Raw genomic sequence first — 17,732 nt, 5'->3', positions numbered from 1 at the left:
ACCCGGGAGGGGCCGTCCCACGCCGCCCGGCGTCGGACGGCCCCTTCGCCCGGCCGCCCCGCACCACCGCTCCGCACCACCGCCCGGCGCCGCGCCACGGCGCCGCGCCGCCGCTCGGCCCGCTCATATCCCCGAACCGGAAGAAGGACCGCACGACCGTGGAAGAGACCGTCCTGATCTGCCTGCCCTTCGCCGGGGCCGGTCCCTCGTTCTTCACTCCGTGGCAGGCACTGGCCCCGGCGGGTCTGCGGGTGCTGCCGGTGCAGCTGCCGGGCCGTGAGAAACGGTTCGTCGAGCCCGCGTACACCTCGGCCGCCCCTGCCGTGGAGGACGCGTACGCGCAGGTCACCGCCGCGCTCGGGGCGGACGGGAGCCGGGTGGTGCTGTTCGGGCACAGCATGGGCGCGGTGCTGGCGTACGAACTGGCGCACCGGATCGAGGGGGCTCCCGGCACGGCGGGGCTCCGCCTCGACGCCCTCGTCGTCAGCGGTTCGCCCGGACCGTGGACGGTCAGGACCGACCGGGCGGGCGGGCTGCCGGACGAGGAGTTCGTGGCGCGCGTGCGGACCTTCGCCGGCTATGCCCATCCGGCGCTGGAGGACCCGGAGATGCGGGAGCTGCTGCTGCCGTCGCTCCGGGCCGACGTCCGGCTCCACGAGACGTACGTGCCCTCGTCGGACCGTCCGCTGTCGGTGCCCGTCACCTCGGTCAGGGGCCGGACGGACACCTTGGTCGGGGCGGCCGACGCGGCGCAGTGGAGCCGGGCGACCAAGGGGAGGCTGACCGTGGCCGAGCTGGACGGCGGCCATATGTATCTGGCCGAGCGGCCGGAAGCGCTGCTGGAGCTGGTGGCGGAGGGCGCCGGCGGGAACGCTGACCGGGGACTCTGACCGGGAAGGCTGACCGGGCGGTGTTCCGGGGACGCCGACCGGGAGCGGTGTTCCGGGGACGCCGACCGGGAGCGGTGTTCCGGCGAGGGCGAAGAGGGAGGGGGTGGCCGCGTCGCCGCGGCCACCCCCTCCCCCGTTCCCCCGTGCTTCGGCCGTGCGGGTCTCCCCTACACGAACCGCTGCTTCGCGCCGCCGTCGCACGCCTGGAGCTTCAGCGGGTCCTTGGCCCCCGCCAGCGTCAGGCAGAGCCCGGTCGCGGCGGCGGGGCGGACGGTGCCCGCCTGCTGCACGAACTTCTGGTTCGCCGCGCCCGAGCAGTCCCACAGGACGAGCGTGGCACCGGCGTCGTACTTCGCGCCCGGCACGTCCAGGCACCGGTCGTGGCTGAGTTCCGTGCGGACGGTCTTCGCGGTGGAGTCGTACCACCAGCCCTGGTTCCGGCCGTCGTGGCAGTCCCAGCCGCCGATCGCGGTGCCGTTGCGGGTCTCCGACGCGGGGACGTCCACGCAGCTGCCGGTGGCCTCGTTCTTCAGGGGCTTGAAGACGTCGTCCCAGGCGGCGGCCTGGAGCACCGGGCTGCCCGTGCTGCCCGGGTCGGCGCAGCCCGCCTCGCGCAGCGAGGAGTTGTAGATCTGGGTGAGGCAGGAGGCGAAGGCGCCGTGGCCCGCCGCGTTGGGGTGGAACGACTGCCGCACCGAGTTGGCGTCCGGCAGGCCCGGCTTGGAGAGGTCGATGTAGAGCCCGCGCGCCCAGGTCTGCTGGGTGCAGACCTCATGGCCGTGGAAGAGCCGGGAGTTGTCGAGGAAGACGGCTCCCGTCGAGGCGGCGGCCTTGCGCATGCCGACCTCGAAGGCGGGGACGGCGGTGTTGCGGCCCCAGACGGTGTCGGAGTCGTAGCCGAGTCCGCCGCAGGCGAGCTTCCCGGGGAAGTCCGGGTTGTCGCGGAAGTCCGGGCCGATCGGACTCGGGTAGCCCATGACGACCAGCTTGTAGTCGCTGTTGGTGTAGCCCGCGCCCGTCATGACGGTGCGCAGGTCACGGACCGTCTGCTCGACCTTGGGGACGAGCGCGTCGACCCGGGCCTGCCAGCCGCCGGCGTACTTGGGCTCGCAGGGGCCCTGGAGGCTGATGTAGCGCACGACGCAGTCGGTCATGACCGGACCGAACTGAAGGTCGTCGTTGGCCCCGGCCACCAGCACGATCATCTTGATACGGGTGTTGCGGGCCTTCACGGCGAGGCTGTCGCTCTGGACCAGCTCGTCGGCGTACTGCTTGGATCCGCCGATCTTGATGTTGCCGGTGTAGGCACCGGAGCACGAGACGTTGTACGTGACGTCCGCCGCGATGCCCGTACGGTGGATGGCGGCATCGGGCGAGCGGTGGCACCAGTTGTCCGGGCCGTTGGTGCCGGGCTCGTACGTGCCGACGCCCTCCCCGGAGATCTCGCTGTCGCCCAGCGAGATCAGCCCGGTCTTGCGGTCGGCGAGCGGCCGCTCGGCGGGGCTGCCGTACAACTGGGTGGCCTCGGCTGCCCGGACGGCTTCCAGTTCGGGCGGGAGCGGGGTGGATGCGGTAGTGGTGGTACGGGACTCGGTCGCGCCTGCCGGTCCGGCGGCAGCCATGCCGCCGACGGCCGCCGCGAGGGCCGCGACGGCCGCGACCGTACAGCGAAGCCCGCGAAGTCTGAGCCTGGTGCGCCTCATTGCGCCTCCTGGTGAGTTGTTACCCCCGGTATTTACTGGTCGGTAGGCGCCAAGGGAATACGTAGAACAAGACAAGTGCTCAACTTTTTCAGGAGGTTTAAACACCATGGACGATTCGTCGGGCGCCACGGAGTACCGCATCGAGCACGATTCGATGGGTGAGGTGAGGGTCCCCGCGCACGCCAAGTGGCGGGCCCAGACCCAGCGGGCCGTGGAGAACTTCCCCCTCTCCGGTCAGCGTCTGGAGCGCGCCCACATCGAGGCTCTGGCCCGGATCAAGGCCGCCGCCGCGAAGGTCAACGCGGAACTGGGGGTGCTCGATCCGGACATCGCCGCCGCGATCGGGGACGCGGCGGCGGAGGTCGCCGAGGGCCGGTGGGACGAGCAGTTCCCCGTCGATGTGTTCCAGACCGGGTCCGGCACCTCGTCCAACATGAACACCAACGAGGTCCTCGCCACCCTCGCCACCGAGCGCCTGGGCCGCGAGGTCCACCCCAACGACCACGTCAACGCCTCGCAGTCGTCCAACGACGTGTTCCCGTCCTCCATCCACATCGCCGCGACCGCCGCCGTCACCGGGGACCTGATCCCGGCGCTGGACCATCTGGCGGCTGCCCTGGAGCGGAAATCGGCCGAATTCTCGGAGGTCGTGAAGTCGGGCCGTACCCATCTGATGGACGCCACCCCCGTGACCCTGGGCCAGGAGTTCGGCGGCTACGCGGCCCAGATCCGGTACGGCGTCGAGCGGTTGCGCGCCTCGCTCCCCCGGCTCGCCGAGCTTCCGCTGGGCGGTACGGCGGTGGGCACCGGGATCAACACCCCGCCCGGCTTCTCCGCCGCCGTGATCGCCGAGGTCGCCGGAACCACCGGGCTGCCGCTGACCGAGGCCCGCGACCACTTCGAGGCACAGGGTGCCCGGGACGGGCTCGTCGAGACCTCCGGCCAGCTCCGGACGATCGCCGTCTCACTGACCAAGATCTCCAACGATCTGCGCTGGATGGCCTCGGGCCCCCGCACCGGACTGGCCGAAATCAGCCTGCCCGACCTCCAGCCGGGCTCGTCGATCATGCCGGGCAAGGTGAATCCGGTCATCCCGGAGGCCGTGCTGATGGTGGCGGCCCAGGTGACGGGGAACGACACGACGGTCGCCGTCGCGGGCGCCGCGGGCAACTTCGAGCTGAACGTGATGCTGCCGGTGATCGCGAAGAACCTGCTGGAATCGGTACGGCTGCTCGCGGCCGCATCCCGGCTGCTCGCCGACCGCACGGTGGACGGCATCACCGCCCATGTGGAGCGGGCCCGCGCGTACGCGGAGTCCTCGCCGTCCGTGGTGACCCCGCTGAACAAGTACATCGGCTACGAGGAGGCGGCGAAGGTCGCGAAGAAGTCCCTCAAGGACGGCACCACGATCCGCGAGACGGTGCTGGCCTCGGGCTATGTCGAGCGCGGCGACCTCACCCTGGAGCAGCTGGACGAAGCACTGGATGTGCTGCGCATGACCCGTCCGTGAGGTACGCCGCACACCCCGTACGTCAGGTACGGCGCACGACCCGCCCCTGACGTACGGCACGCGACGCCTGACGTACGACGCGCGACGCGGCACGCACCCCCGAGCTGCCTCCTGCCCCCCATGTGCCGCGTGCGCCCCATGCAGGGCGTCGGGCGCACGACGTGCCTCTGCTGCGCCGCGCACGCCCCCTCCGCGACGCCTCGCGTGCGGCGTGTCCGATACGTGTCAGGTACGACCGCCCAGTGACGCGTATCGCAGCGTCCCGGCCCCGGCGTCCGTAAGATCCCTCCATGACAGACACGGGAGAGCGCGCACGCTGGGTGCCGGGGGACCAGATCCTCTGGCGCTACCGCGACAACGGCCGGGCCCACGGGGCGTCCACCGCCCGCCCCGTGCACATCTGTCGCCCGGTCACGGTCGTCGAGGACTCCGCCGAACTGCTCGCCGTGTGGATGGCTCCCGGGACCGAATGCGTACGGCCGGTTCTCGCCGACGGCACCCCGGTGCACGCCGAGCCCCTGGCCACCCGCTACACCGCCCCGCGCACCACGGCCCGCTCGACCTGGTTCGGCTCGGGGGTGCTGAAGCTCGCCAGGCCCGGCGAACCGTGGTCGGTCTGGCTGTTCTGGGACCGGGGCTGGCTCTTCCGCAACTGGTACGTGAACCTGGAGGAGCCGCGTACGCGCTGGTCCGGCGGGGTCGACTCCGAGGATCACTTTCTCGACATCTCCGTGCACCCCGACCGGAGCTGGAAGTGGCTCGACGAGGACGAGTTCGCCCAGGCGCAGCGGGTCGGCCTGATGGACGTGAGGACCGCCGGGCGGGTCCGGGAGGCGGGCCGCGCGGCCGTGGAGGTGATCCAGGAGTGGGGCGCACCGTTCCGCGACGGCTGGGAGCACTGGCGTCCCGATCCCCGGTGGCAGGTGCCGACGCTGCCGGATGACTGGGACCGCACCCCCGCCCATATGCCGTCGTGAGACCCTTGGAGCAGCCTGGGGAGCCCGACCGTAGGATCGTCCCCCTCAGGGGCTCGCCACCACAACCGGCGGGCATGGCACAGGACCTGACCACAAGTCATCGCGCCGGCCGCTCGAACCGCACGGGGCACGGACCCGGACGGTACCCACGGCCGCATGAACCACTACGAGGGGGTGGAGCCGTGCTCACTGTCCGCTGCCCCGTCCCCGGAAACGTTGTCAACCGGCCACCGCGCAGACACTCGGTTTCGGCCCAGCGAATGCGGGCATCCGGTGACAGCCGTTGTTCTTACCGCTCTTGCCGGGGCACAGTAGCGCCCCACGAGGTGACTGCCTCATACAACCGGCCCGGACGGACGGAATCCCACGCGTGACGGAGCACCCCACCTCCCACGAAGGCCGGCAGCCCCTCGCGGCCCGGTCGCAGGAACGCACCCGGCCGCGGCAGCAGGACGCCGCGGCGGCGGCCGCGTCTGCCACCGCCGCGATCCCCGGCCCCGCCGCCGCTCCCGGCCCGGGTCCACGGACCGCGGCGAACACGAGCCCCGGCCCCGTCCCGCCCGACCACCAGGCGGCCGCCCGGCGCGAGGGCGACCGGCTGCGCTTCGTCGGCGCGGCCACCCGGCGCATCGCCCGCGGCATAGACCTGGACGAGATCGTCCTGGGCCTGTGCCGGGCCAGTGTGCCGACGTTCTCCGACGCGATCCTGGTCTACCTCCGCGACCCGCTCCCGGTCGGCGACGAGCGGCCCGTCACCCCGTTCGTCCTGCGGCTGCGCCGCAGCGACCGGCTGCGGCTGACCGAGGAGGAGACCGAGAGCGGCTCCGACACCGAGCGCCTGCGGCTGCCGGTCAGCGACCCGCACGCCGGTCTGATGCCCGCGGCCGAGCTGTGCGAGGTCCGCCCCGGCGGGGCGCTGGCCGAGGTGCTGCGGGGCGTACGGCCCGTCTTCGGGGACTCCGCCGCCGCCCGCGCCGCCCTGCCCGAACTGCTCGGGGCCGGTCACAACGTGCCCACCGGGCACCGCGCGATCCTCGCCCCGCTGCGCGGCCGGCGACGGGTGATCGGTGCCGCCGTCTTCCTGCGCGGGACCGAACGGCCGCCGTTCGAGGCCAACGACCTGCTGGTCGCGGCCCAGCTCGCGACCCACACCGCGCTCGGCATCGACAAGGCCGTGCTGTACGGGCGCGAGGCCTACATCGCCGACGAGCTCCAGCGCACCATGCTGCCCGACTCGCTGCCGCAGCCGACCGGTGTCCGCCTCGCCTCCCGCTACCTCCCGGCCGCCGAGACGGCCCGGGTCGGCGGCGACTGGTACGACGCGATCCCGCTGCCCGGCAGCCGGGTCGCCCTGGTCGTCGGCGATGTGATGGGGCACTCCATGACCTCCGCGGCGATCATGGGCCAGCTCCGTACCACCGCGCAGACCCTGGCCGGTCTCGACCTGCCGCCGCAGGAGGTACTGCACCATCTGGACGAACAGGCGCAGCGGCTCGGCAGCGACCGCATGGCGACCTGCCTGTACGCGGTGTACGACCCCGTCGCGCACCGGATCACCATCGCCAACGCCGGGCACCCGCCGCCCGTCCTGCTGCACCTGGGCGGGCGCGCCGAGGTGCTGCGGGTCCCGCCGGGGGCACCGATCGGGGTCGGCGGCGTCGACTTCGAGGCCGTCGAGCTGGACGCGCCCGCCGGCGCCACGCTGCTGCTGTACACCGACGGTCTGGTGGAGTCCCGGCTGCGGGACGTCTGGACGGGCATCGAGCAGCTGCGGGAGCGCCTCGCGGCCACCGCCCAGCTGACCGGCCCGGACCACTCGCCGCCGCTGGAGGCGCTCTGCGACGACGTGCTCGACATGCTCGGCCCCGGGGACCGGGACGACGACATCGCGCTGCTGGCCGCCCGCTTCGACGGGATCGCGCCCAGCGATGTGGCGTACTGGTTCCTGGAGCCGGAGGACGCCGCTCCGGGGCGCGCCCGCAGGCTGGCCCGCCGGGCGCTCAGCCGATGGGGGCTGGACGACCTCTCCGACGAGGTGGAGCTCCTCGTCAGCGAGGTCGTCACCAACGCGGTGCGGTACGCGGAGCGGCCGGTGACGCTGCGGCTGCTGCGGACCGACATCCTGCGCTGCGAGGTCGGCGACGACTCCCCGCAGCTGCCGAGACAGCGCCGCGCCCGCGAGACGGACGAGGGGGGCCGCGGGCTGTTCCTGGTGAACAGGCTGGCCAGGCGGTGGGGAGCGACCCGGCTCTCGACGGGCAAGGTGGTCTGGTTCGAGATGGCGACACGGGGGCAGTAGGGAGCCTGTGGGTCCGGTGCGGTGGCCGGTTCACCGCACCGGACCGAAATGTTGCCGACCCCGAAACGCCGGAGTTGACTGCATTCGTGAACGAAGCGGCCTGACCAATACCCCCCACCGACGGGAGGACGCTCGTGACCGAGGAAACCCCGCAGCTTCCGTACACCACGAACAACGCCGGGATCCCGGTGGAGAGCGACGAACACTCGCTCACCGTCGGATCCGACGGCCCGATCCTGCTCCAGGACCACTACCTCATCGAGAAGATGGCCCAGTTCAACCGTGAACGGGTCCCCGAACGGGTGGTGCACGCCAAGGGCTCCGGCGCGTACGGCACGTTCAAGGTGACGAACGACGTCAGCCAGTTCACCAAGGCCGACCTGTTCCAGCCGGGCAAGCAGACCGACATGCTGGCCCGCTTCTCCACGGTGGCCGGTGAGCAGGGCTCCCCCGACACCTGGCGCGACCCCCGCGGGTTCGCACTGAAGTTCTACACCGAGCACGGCAACTACGACATGGTCGGCAACAACACGCCGGTCTTCTTCGTACGGGACCCGATGAAGTTCCAGGACTTCATCCGCTCGCAGAAGCGCCGCCCCGACAGCGCGGTGCGCGACCACGACATGCAGTGGGACTTCTGGTCGCTGTCGCCCGAGAGCGCGCACCAGGTCACCTGGCTGATGGGCGACCGGGGCATCCCGAAGACGTACCGCAACATGAACGGCTACAGCTCGCACACCTATATGTGGGTGAACGCGGGCGGCGAGCGGTTCTGGGTGAAGTACCACTTCAAGACCGACCAGGGCATCGAGTTCTACACGCAGGACGAGGCCGACCAGATGGCGGGCGTCGACGGCGATGTCCACCGCCGGGACCTGTTCGAGTCGATCGAGCGCGGTGACCATCCCAGCTGGACGCTGAAGGTCCAGATCATGCCGTTCGACGCGGCACCGGACTACCGCTTCAACCCCTTCGATCTCACCAAGGTGTGGCCGCAGGGCGACTATCCGCTGATCGAGGTCGGCCGGATGACGCTGAACGAGAATCCGGAGGACTTCTTCGTCCATATCGAGCAGGCGTCCTTCGAGCCGTCGAACCTGGTGCCCGGCATCGGTCCGTCGCCCGACAAGATGCTGCTCGGCCGGCTCTTCTCGTACCCGGACACCCACCGGTACCGGATCGGCCCGAACTACGCCCAGCTGCCGCCCAACCGGCCGCGCTTCGGGCGGAACTCGTACGCGAAGGACGGTCCGATGCGGTACGAGCCGTCCCGCACGGGTGCGGTCTACGCACCGAACTCGTACGGCGGTCCGGCCGCGGACACCGAGCGCTACGGCGATCCGGCGGGCTGGGCCACGGCGGGCGAGATGGTCCACGAGGCGTACAAGCTGCACAGCGAGGACGACGACTGGGGCCAGGCGGGCACGCTGGTGCGCCAGGTCATGGACGACGCGGCGCGCGAGCGGCTGGTCTCCAACATCTCCGGCCATCTGCTGGACGGCGTCAGCCGCCCGGTCCTGGACCGTTCGCTCCAGTACTGGCGCAATGTGGACAAGGACCTGGGAGACCGGGTCGCGAAGAAGGTCAACGGGGGCTGAGGCCCGCGGACGAGGGGGCGGTGCCGGTCGGCACCGCCCCCTCGTCATGTCCTCGGCCGCGTCACACGCCCGGCCGCGATGGCGTCACGCTCCGGGCCGCGTCACACGCCCGGCCGCATCATGTACCGGGCCGGTCATGCCCTGACCGGCCCGCTCTCACCGGCCGAACAGATCGTTGCTGTTGCTGTTGCCCGGCCGCTCGCCCGGCTGGCCCTCTCCGTCCCCCGGGTCCGGCGGCAGGTCGGGCGACTCGCTGGGAGTGACCGACGTGCTCTCGGACGGCGTGACGGGAGGTGAGCTCTGGCCCGTGGGCGGGCCGCTGGGCGTCCCGGACGGCGTCCCCGACGGGGTGGGCGGGGTCTCGCTGGGCTTCGTGGACTCCGAGGGCGTCGAGGAGGGGCTGTCGCTCGGCGTGACCTCACCGCGCTCGACGTCCTGCAGATCGAACTGCGCGTTCGAGCCGCCGCCCAGCGCGCCGAGCGTGTAGTCCGCCCAGATCTCCGCCGGGAAGCCGCCGCCGTTGGCCCGGCCGGAGTTGGCGGTACCCGTCAGGCTGACCTGACCGCCGCCGTCCTTGGCCGACTCGCCGAAGAGCGCCACGACCGTGGTGAGCTCCGGGGTGTAGCCGGCGAACCAGGCCGACTTGTTGTTCTCCGAGGTGCCCGTCTTGCCCGCCGCGTCGTACGCGGAGGTGTTGGCCGCCCGGCCGGAACCGGCGTCGACGACCCCGGTCAGCCCGGAGGTCACGGTGTCGGCCGACTTGCGGCTAATCACCTGCTTGCCGATGCCGTCGACCGTCTTCGCCGTGAGGCTGCGGTGCTCGGCGGACTTCACGATGTGCGGGGTGACCTGCTTGCCGTGGTTGTCCAGGGTGGCGTACGCGCCGGCCATGTCCCAGGTCGAGGCGTTCATCGTGCCCAGCGTGATCGCGGGGCGCTCGGGGAAGTTCTTGTCCGGTACGCCGAGGCCGAGCGCGGTCCGCTTCACCGCGGCGGGGGTGACGTCGACGACCATCTGCGCGAAGACCGAGTTGACCGAGCTGTTCAGCGCCTTCTGGACACTGATGGGGCCGTAGGACCGGTCGTCCTCGTTCTGCGGCTTGAACGGGGTGTCGCTGCCGACGACGGGGCGCCTGCTGGTGCCGTCGTAGACCGTGTTCAGCCCGATCAGATCGCCGTCCTGGGTCTTCGCCTCGTTCTCCAGGGCGGAGGCGAGCACCAGCGGCTTGAAGGTGGAGGCGGGCTGGTAGTCCTGGCGGGTGGCGTTGGATATCCAGTGCTGGGTGGCCCCGACGCCGCCGTACAGCGCGACCACGGCACCGTTCTTCGGGTTCACGGAGGTGGCGCCCGCCTGGACGGTGGCGTCGACCTTGTTCCCCTCGCGGTCGAGCTTGGACTCCAGCTGGTCCTCGACCGACTTCTCCAGCTGCTTCTGGCGCTTCTTGTCGATGTTCAGCGTGAAGGTCCAGCCACCGGCCTCACGGGCCTCGTCGGTGAGGCCCTGCTTCCTCAGCTCCTGGTTCGCCGCCTCCACCAGATAGCCGGTCTGGCCCTCCATGCCGGGGGCGGGCTTGGGCTTCTGCGGAACGGGGAACTTCTGCTTGGCGCGCTCGGCGGGGTCGAGCCAGCCCATCTCGACCATGTTGTCGAGGGTGTACGCCCAGCGTTCGGAGACCAGCCGCTTCCCGGTCTCGCTGGCGACGGCCCAGTCGTACTGACTGGGCGCCTGGAGCAGCGAGGCGAGATAGGCGCCCTGGGAGACGTCGAGGTCCTTGGCGTCGACGCCGTAGTACGCCTGCGCGGCGGCCTGGACGCCGCTGGCTCCCCGGCCGTAGTACGCGGTGTTGATGTACCCGGCGAGGATGAAGCTCTTGCTCTTCTTCTGGTCGACCTTGAGGGAGATCACGAGCTCCTTGAGCTTGCGGCTCACGGTCGCGTCCTGCGTCAGGTAGTAGTTCTTCACGTACTGCTGGGTGATGGTCGAGCCACCCTGCTTGCCCTTGCCGCTGAGGGTGTTGAGCAGACCGCGGGTGGTGCCCTTCAGGTCGACGCCCTGGTCGTCGTAGAAGGACTTGTTCTCGGCGGCGACGAAGGTGTGCTGCACCTCCTTGGGCACGACGGCGAGGTCCACGATCTGGCGGTTGACGCCCTTGCCGTCCCGGGCGAGGAGCGAGCCGTCGCTGTACTTGTAGACGTTGCTCTGCCGCTCCGCCATGGCGTTGGCCTCGGGCACGTCCACGTACACATAGAGCGCCACGAAGGCGCCCATGACCAGCAGGCACAGCCCGAAGAAGGTGCCGAGCAGCTTCTTCCAGGTGAAGAGTCTGCGTATGCCGCCGCTCTTCGCAGCCCGACGCGATCCTCGCGCCCGGGCTCGTCGCGCATCCGCTCGACCCATTGCCGTTTCGCTCCTGTTTCTCTGCTCGACCAGCTCGCTCAGCCCAGCCAGCTAACACCGTCGGCGTGGACAAAAAGCAAGTGATCCGGTCTTTTCCGGACGTGACAATCAGCACCTGTTCCCTAAGGAACCGACTCACGAGAGGTGCGCAGGGTTGCGAAATCCATTAATGTGAAATCACATTGATAGCGCGGCCGCCGGCCGCACGACTCGGGGGACCTCATGACCGAACAGCACGACCACTCCGGCCCGGCCACCCCGGCCGGCACCCCTTCCGGCCTCACGCCGGACGCCCCGGACATGCCCGCCCCGCAGGTCAGAGAGGTGACCGCGCACTCCATCCCGGGCGGCCTCGGCCTGCTGCTGACGGTGCTGGGGGTGCTCCTCGGCGTCGGCGTCGCGATCCTCGGCGGCGTGCTCGGCGCGAACGGCCACAACGGCGCCGGAGTCCCGCTCCTCATCCTCGGACTGCTCCTCGTCATCGCCTCCTTCTTCTGCATGAGCGGTGTGAAGATGGTCGCTCCGGGCGAGGCCCGCGTGATCCAGCTCTTCGGCCGGTACGTCGGCACGATCCGCTCCGACGGGCTGCGCTGGATCAATCCGCTGACCTCCAGCCGGAAGATCTCCACCCGGGTCCGCAACCACGAGACAGCCGTTCTCAAGGTCAACGACGCCTACGGCAACCCGATCGAGCTCGCGGCGATCGTCGTGTGGAAGGTCGAGGACACCGCGCAGGCGCTCTTCGAGGTCGACGACTTCCTGGAGTTCGTCGCCACCCAGACCGAGGCGGCCGTCCGGCACATCGCGATCGAGTACCCCTACGACGCCCACGACGAGGCCGCCCTCTCCCTGCGCGGCAACGCGGAGGAGATCACCGAGAAGCTGGCCGTGGAACTCACCGCCCGGGTGCAGGCCGCGGGCGTCCTGATCATCGAGTCGCGCTTCAGCCATCTCGCGTACGCCCCCGAGATCGCGTCCGCGATGCTCCAGCGCCAGCAGGCGGGCGCGGTCGTCGCGGCCCGTCAGCAGATCGTGGAAGGAGCGGTCGGCATGGTCGAGATGGCCCTGACCCGGATCGCCGAGCAGGACATCGTCGAGCTCGACGCGGAGCGCAAGGCGGCCATGGTCAGCAACCTCATGGTGGTGCTGTGCGGTGACCGTGCGGCGCAGCCGGTCCTCAATACGGGCACGCTCTACCAGTGACCGACGAGACGCCTCCCCGGCGCACTCCCGCTTCCCGGCCGCAGCAGCGCAAGCAGATGCTGCTGCGGCTGGACCCCGCGGTGCATGACGCGCTGGCCCGCTGGGCCTCCGACGAACTGCGCAGCGCGAACGCGCAGATCGAGTTCCTGCTGCGGCGGGCCCTGGCGGAGGCGGGCCGTCTGCCGGGCTCGGCGGCGCCGATCGCCCGGCGGGGCCGCCCGCCGAAGCCGGAACCGTCCGGCGACTGAGGGCCTCACCGGAGCTCCACCGAGGCAGCACCGCCGCCCGTCTCCCACGCGGCGGGCACCCTCGCAGCCCCGGTATACACCGAAGGTATACATGCCATGTAGAGTGCCTGGCATGTCAATCGGTCACACCCTCCTCGGACTCCTGGAGTCCGGCCCGCGCCACGGCTACGACCTCAAGCGCACGTTCGACGAGAAGTTCGGCCACGACCGACCCCTGCACTACGGGCAGGTCTACTCGACCATGTCCCGGCTGCTGAAGAACGGGCTCGTCGTGGTCGACGGGGTCGAGAGCGACGGCGGTCCCGAGCGCAAGCGGTACGCGATCACCGACGCCGGGATCACGGATGTCTCCACCTGGCTCACCCAGCCGGAGAAACCGGAACCTTACCTTCAGTCGACCCTGTACACGAAGGTCGTCCTGGCGCTCCTGACCGGTCGCAGCGCCGCCGATCTGCTGGACACCCAACGTATGGAGCACCTGCGTCTGATGCGCATCCTCACCGACCGCAAGCGCCGGGGCGACCTCGCCGACCAGCTGATCTGCGACCACGCGCTGTTCCACCTGGAGGCCGACCTGCGCTGGCTGGAACTGACCGGCGCTCGGCTCGACCGGCTCGCCGAGGTGGTGGCCAAGTGATCCCCGACGGCTCCCTGCTCGCCGCCCACGACCTGCGCAAGACCTACGGTTCGACGCCGGCCCTGGACGGCGCCTCGTTCTCCATCCACCCGGGCGAGGTCGTCGCCGTGATGGGCCCCTCCGGCTCCGGCAAGTCCACCCTGCTGCACTGCCTCGCCGGCATCATCACCCCCGACTCGGGCACCATCACCTACGCGGGCCGCGAACTGTCGGCGATGTCCGACGCCGAGCGCAGCGCCCTGCGCCGCAGCGATTTCGGATTCGTGTTCCAGTTCGGCCAGCTCGTCCCGGAGCTGACCTGCGTGGAGAACGTCGCCCTGCCGCTCCGGCTCGACGGCGTCAAGCGCAAGGCGGCCGAGCGCACCGCCCTCGAATGGATGGAGCGCCTGGAGGTCGACGACCTCGGCGACAAACGTCCCGGCGAGGTATCCGGCGGTCAGGGCCAGCGCGTCGCCGTGGCCCGTGCGCTGGCCGCCTCCCCGAAGGTGATCTTCGCGGACGAGCCGACCGGCGCGCTGGACTCCCTGAACGGCGAGCGGGTCATGGAGCTGCTCACCGAGGCCGCCCGGTCCGCCAACGTCGCCGTGGTGCTGGTGACGCACGAGGCCCGGGTCGCCGCCTACTCCGACCGTGACGTCACCGTGCGCGACGGCCGCGCCCGCGACCTGGAGCACTCCGCATGACCGTGCTCGACGAGAAGAAGGCCCCGTCCGGCGGACGGCCACAGCCCATCGCGCGCCCCGCACCGCCCTCACGGGTCGCGGCGATCCTCCGCGACCTCGGCCTCGGCATCCGGTTCGCCGCCGCCGGGGGCCGCGAGGGCTGGGCCCGTACGCTGCTGACCGCCGTCGGCGTCGGCCTCGGGGTCGCGCTGCTGCTGCTCGCCTCCTCCGTACCGCATCTGCTCGACGCGCGCTCCGCGCGGGATCAGGCACGCAGCGAGGCGCGGATCTCCAGCTCGCCCGACGCGCAGGCCCCGAAGTCGGACAGTTCGGTGCTGCGGATCAACACGACCACCGACTTCCACGACCGGACCGTCGAGGGGTATCTGATGCGGGCGGACGGCTCGACGCCCGTCCGCCCGCCGGGGGTCGACCGTTTCCCCGGGGCGGACCAGATGATCGCCTCCCCCGCCCTGAAGGAACTGCTCGCCGACCCGGACAGCGAACTGCTGCGGGAGCGGCTGCCCTACAAGATCACCGGCACGATCGGTGATGCCGGACTGCGCTCCCCCGGTGAGCTTCTCTACTACGCGGGCAGCGACACCCTGACGGCGGCCAAGGGCGGCCACCGGATCGGCGCGTACGGCGACGAGCGCGAGGGCGACCCCCTGCCGCCGCTGCTGATCGTGCTCGTCATCATGGTCTGCGTCGTGCTGCTGGCGCCGGTCGCGATCTTCATCGCCACGGCCGTGCGATTCGGCGGTGACCGGCGCGACCGACGGCTGGCCGCGCTGCGTCTGGTCGGCGCGGACATCCGGACGACCCGGCGCATCGCCGCCGGGGAGGCCCTGTTCGGCGCGCTGCTCGGGCTGCTGTTCGGCCTGGGGTTCTTCCTGGTGGGGCGGCAGTTCGTCGGCGCGGTGGAGATCTGGGACGTCAGCGCGTTCCCGGCCGACCTGGTGCCCGATCCCCTGCTGGTCGTGCTGATCGTGGTGGCGGTGCCGCTGACGGCCGTGTTCGTCACCCTGGCGGCGATGCGGTCCGTGGTGATCGAGCCGCTCGGTGTCGTACGCCGGGGGCGTGAGCGGGGCCGACGGCTCTGGTGGCGCCTGCTGCTGCCGCTGGCCGGTCTGGCGGTGCTCGGATTCACGGGCCGGATCGACGAGTACGCGCCGGTGAACCCGTTCCCGATCGCGGGCGGTGCCGTGCTGGTGCTGGTCGGGCTCGCCCTGCTGCTGCCGTGGCTGGTCGAGGCGTGCGTGAACCGGCTGCGCGGCGGCCCGGTGCCCTGGCAGCTCGCCACCCGCAGGCTCCAGTTGAGCAGCGGGGCCGCGTCCCGCGCGGTCAGCGGGGTCACGGTGGCGGTGGCGGGAGCGATCGCCCTGCAGATGATGTTCGCCGCGATGAACGCCGACTTCAACCGGATGACCGGCCAGGACCCCTCGCGGGCCCAGTTCGCCACCTACTCCGAGGACGTCACGGGTGCGGCGGCGACCTCGACCATCGAACAGTTCCGCGCCACCAAGGGCGTGGAGGTGGTCATCGGTTCGGTGGAGGCGTACGCGTCCAAGCCCGGCGTCTACGCCGAGGACGAGATCGAGCCCACCACCTCGCTGACCATCGGCACCTGCGACACCCTGCGCGAGCTGGCCCGGATCGACGCCTGCGAGGACGGCGACACCTTTGTCGTCCACCCGGCGGGCGACAAGGACATGTCCCACTGGGTCGACCAGGCCGCCCGCAAGGGCAAGGTGGTCGAGATCGGCTCCGGGAGCGGCAAGCCGGTGCGGTGGACGCTGCCCGCCGACTCCCCGACCGTGACGGGGCGCAACGACCCGATGGGCACCCCCCACTGGGGGATCATGGCCACCACCGGCGCGATCGACGCGGGCACGCTGCCCGGCGCGACGATCACCGCCCAGATCCGGGTCGACAAGAGCGTGCCGGACGTCGCCGAGTACGTACGCAACACGGCGGCCAGGATCGATCCCGGCATGCGCTTCGTCACGCTCGACTCGGTGGAGCGCGACCGCCAGTACGCCAGCGTCCAGACCGGCCTCCAGGTGGGGGCGTCCGTGGTGCTGCTGCTGATCGCCGCCTCCATGCTGGTCTCCCAGCTGGAGCAGCTGCGGGAGCGCAGGCGGCTGCTGTCGGTCCTGGTGGCCTTCGGCACCCGGCGTACGACGCTCGGCTGGTCGGTGCTGTGGCAGACCGCGGTGCCGGTGGTGATCGGTCTCGCGGTGGCGGTCCTGGGCGGTCTGGCGCTCGGGGCGACGCTGACCTGGATGATCGGGAAGACGGTCTCCGACTGGTTGCTGTTCCTGCCGATGGTGGGCGCGGGCGCGGGGCTGATCCTGCTGGTGACGCTGTTGTCGCTGCCCTCGCTGTGGCGCCTGATGCGCCCGGACGGGCTGCGTACGGAGTAGCCCGCCCGGTCACCGGACGGGAACGAGGGGCGGACCGCGTACGGGGCGGGCCGCCTCTCAGCCGTGTCCGGCCGCCCGGCGGGGCCGCCCCTCAGCCGCCGCCGGCGGCCGACACCCGTACCGGCAGCACCGCCATCGCCTCCCGCAGTGCGGCGGCGAGCTCCTCGAACTCCTCGTGCCGCGCCGTCCCGCTCCGCATCGCCAGCGCCACCCGCCGCGAGGGCGCCGGTTCCGCGAAGTACCCGGTCGCCAGCGCCTCGTTGCGCGCGGTCTCCACGGTCACCGCGGTGCGGGGCAGCAGCGTGACCCCGAGCCCGCCCGCGACCAGCTGCACCAGGGTGGAGAGCCCGGCGGCGGTCGTGGTCACCGGCGCCCCCTCCGTACGCCCCGCCTCGCGACAGATGTCCAGGGCCTGGTCCCGCAGGCAGTGCCCCTCGTCGAGAAGGAGCAGCGGCAGCTCGCGCAGGGCCTCGCGGGGAATGTCGGCGCGGCCGCCCAGCCAGTGCCGCTGCTCCATGACGAGAACGAAGTCCTCGTCGAACAGGGGAAGTTCACTCACCCCGGGCACCCCCAGCGGCACGGCGAGCAGCAGCAGGTCCAGCCGTCCGGCGGCCAGCCCCTCCAGCAGCGAGGACGTCTGTTCCTCGTGGACCTGGAGGTCGAGGTCCGGGTAGCGCTCATGGACCAGCCGGAGCACGGTCGGCAGCAGATACGGGGCGACGGTCGGGATCACGCCGAGCCGGAGCACTCCGGTGAAGGGCGCCCGGACCGCCTCCGCCTCCTCCATCAGCTCGCCGACGGCCTCCAGCACCGCCCTGGCCCGCACCGCGAGCCGCTCTCCGGCGGGCGAGAGCAGTACCTTGCGCGTCGTACGCTCGATGAGCTGGACACCCAGTGCCTCCTCCAGTGCCGATACGGCTCCGGAGAGTGCCGGCTGACTCATCCCGATTGCTGCCGCCGCGTCCCTGAAGTGCAGATGTTCCGCGACGGCCGTGAAGGCGCGCAGCTGCGAGAGACTGGGCTGTTTGGGCCGGTTGCCCTGATTACCCTGGGCCACTGATAGGCACCTCCGATCATCGCGACCGAGTGTAGCTATTTCCGTGATCAATGCACTCTGTGCCAAGGTGGGACTCGTCCAACCCTCAGGAACTCCCCCAAAAAGGGAATTCCTACGCTGCAAGG

Annotated in this window: 13 protein-coding genes; 10 read left to right on the top strand and 3 right to left on the bottom strand. The window is 71.2% G+C overall.

The features are described 5' to 3' along the window. Nucleotides 1–158 precede the first annotated feature (158 nt). Complete coding sequence (locus OG251_RS26015; protein ID WP_326679393.1) at nucleotides 159–890, top strand: thioesterase II family protein; 732 nt, start codon at nucleotides 159–161, stop codon at nucleotides 888–890. A 167-nt stretch (nucleotides 891–1,057) separates the two neighbouring features. On the opposite strand, the gene OG251_RS26010 is transcribed toward OG251_RS26015, so the two are convergent. Continuing rightward, nucleotides 1,058–2,593, bottom strand: a complete 1,536-nt coding sequence (locus OG251_RS26010) for a ricin-type beta-trefoil lectin domain protein (RefSeq protein WP_326679392.1) — start codon at nucleotides 2,591–2,593, stop codon at nucleotides 1,058–1,060. Between the two features lie 106 nt (nucleotides 2,594–2,699). On the opposite strand from OG251_RS26010, the gene OG251_RS26005 reads away from it, so the two are divergent. The 4 genes from OG251_RS26005 (at nucleotide 2,700) to OG251_RS25990 (ending at nucleotide 8,977) form a co-directional block, all read left to right on the top strand. After that, nucleotides 2,700–4,103, top strand: coding sequence for a class II fumarate hydratase (locus OG251_RS26005; protein ID WP_073718098.1), 1,404 nt, complete (start codon nucleotides 2,700–2,702; stop codon nucleotides 4,101–4,103). Between the two features lie 290 nt (nucleotides 4,104–4,393). Continuing rightward, nucleotides 4,394–5,080, top strand: coding sequence for a cytidylyl-2-hydroxypropylphosphonate hydrolase (fomD, locus tag OG251_RS26000; protein ID WP_326679391.1), 687 nt, complete (start codon nucleotides 4,394–4,396; stop codon nucleotides 5,078–5,080). Between the two features lie 370 nt (nucleotides 5,081–5,450). Beyond that, nucleotides 5,451–7,379, top strand: a complete 1,929-nt coding sequence (locus tag OG251_RS25995) for an ATP-binding SpoIIE family protein phosphatase (RefSeq protein ID WP_326679390.1) — start codon at nucleotides 5,451–5,453, stop codon at nucleotides 7,377–7,379. Between the two features lie 134 nt (nucleotides 7,380–7,513). Further along, the gene (locus tag OG251_RS25990) at nucleotides 7,514–8,977 is read left to right on the top strand and encodes a catalase (RefSeq protein WP_326679389.1); all 1,464 of its coding nucleotides are present in this window, start codon (nucleotides 7,514–7,516) and stop codon (nucleotides 8,975–8,977) included. A gap of 156 nt (nucleotides 8,978–9,133) precedes the next feature. Here OG251_RS25990 and OG251_RS25985 read toward each other — a convergent pair whose 3' ends face one another. Further along, on the bottom strand, nucleotides 9,134–11,374 hold the full coding sequence (locus tag OG251_RS25985; RefSeq protein WP_326679388.1) for a transglycosylase domain-containing protein: 2,241 nt from the start codon (nucleotides 11,372–11,374) through the stop codon (nucleotides 9,134–9,136). A 222-nt stretch (nucleotides 11,375–11,596) separates the two neighbouring features. Between OG251_RS25985 and OG251_RS25980 the strand changes: the two genes are divergently transcribed. From OG251_RS25980 to OG251_RS25960, 5 genes are all read left to right on the top strand, one after another. Next, nucleotides 11,597–12,577 carry an SPFH domain-containing protein gene (locus OG251_RS25980; protein ID WP_326679387.1) on the top strand — a complete coding sequence of 327 codons (981 nt, stop codon included), beginning with the start codon at nucleotides 11,597–11,599 and terminating at the stop codon, nucleotides 12,575–12,577. Next, complete coding sequence (locus OG251_RS25975) at nucleotides 12,574–12,825, top strand: hypothetical protein (protein ID WP_326679386.1); 252 nt, start codon at nucleotides 12,574–12,576, stop codon at nucleotides 12,823–12,825. The genes OG251_RS25980 and OG251_RS25975 overlap by 4 nt, the downstream gene beginning before the upstream one ends. 112 nt (nucleotides 12,826–12,937) lie before the next feature. After that, complete coding sequence (locus OG251_RS25970) at nucleotides 12,938–13,462, top strand: PadR family transcriptional regulator (protein WP_326679385.1); 525 nt, start codon at nucleotides 12,938–12,940, stop codon at nucleotides 13,460–13,462. Then, complete coding sequence (locus tag OG251_RS25965; RefSeq protein ID WP_326679384.1) at nucleotides 13,459–14,145, top strand: ABC transporter ATP-binding protein; 687 nt, start codon at nucleotides 13,459–13,461, stop codon at nucleotides 14,143–14,145. Before OG251_RS25970 ends, OG251_RS25965 begins: the two co-directional genes overlap by 4 nt. Beyond that, entirely contained in the window at nucleotides 14,142–16,550 is a 2,409-nt protein-coding gene (locus tag OG251_RS25960; protein ID WP_326679383.1) for an ABC transporter permease, read from the top strand. Before OG251_RS25965 ends, OG251_RS25960 begins: the two co-directional genes overlap by 4 nt. 91 nt (nucleotides 16,551–16,641) lie before the next feature. On the opposite strand, the gene OG251_RS25955 is transcribed toward OG251_RS25960, so the two are convergent. Further along, nucleotides 16,642–17,607 carry a hydrogen peroxide-inducible genes activator gene (locus OG251_RS25955; protein WP_326679382.1) on the bottom strand — a complete coding sequence of 322 codons (966 nt, stop codon included), beginning with the start codon at nucleotides 17,605–17,607 and terminating at the stop codon, nucleotides 16,642–16,644. Nucleotides 17,608–17,732: the final 125 nt, after the last annotated feature.

The sequence above is a fragment of the Streptomyces sp. NBC_01237 genome (assembly GCF_035917275.1).
Lineage (GTDB): Bacteria > Actinomycetota > Actinomycetes > Streptomycetales > Streptomycetaceae > Streptomyces.
This window is presented reverse-complemented; position numbering and strand designations above follow the sequence as displayed.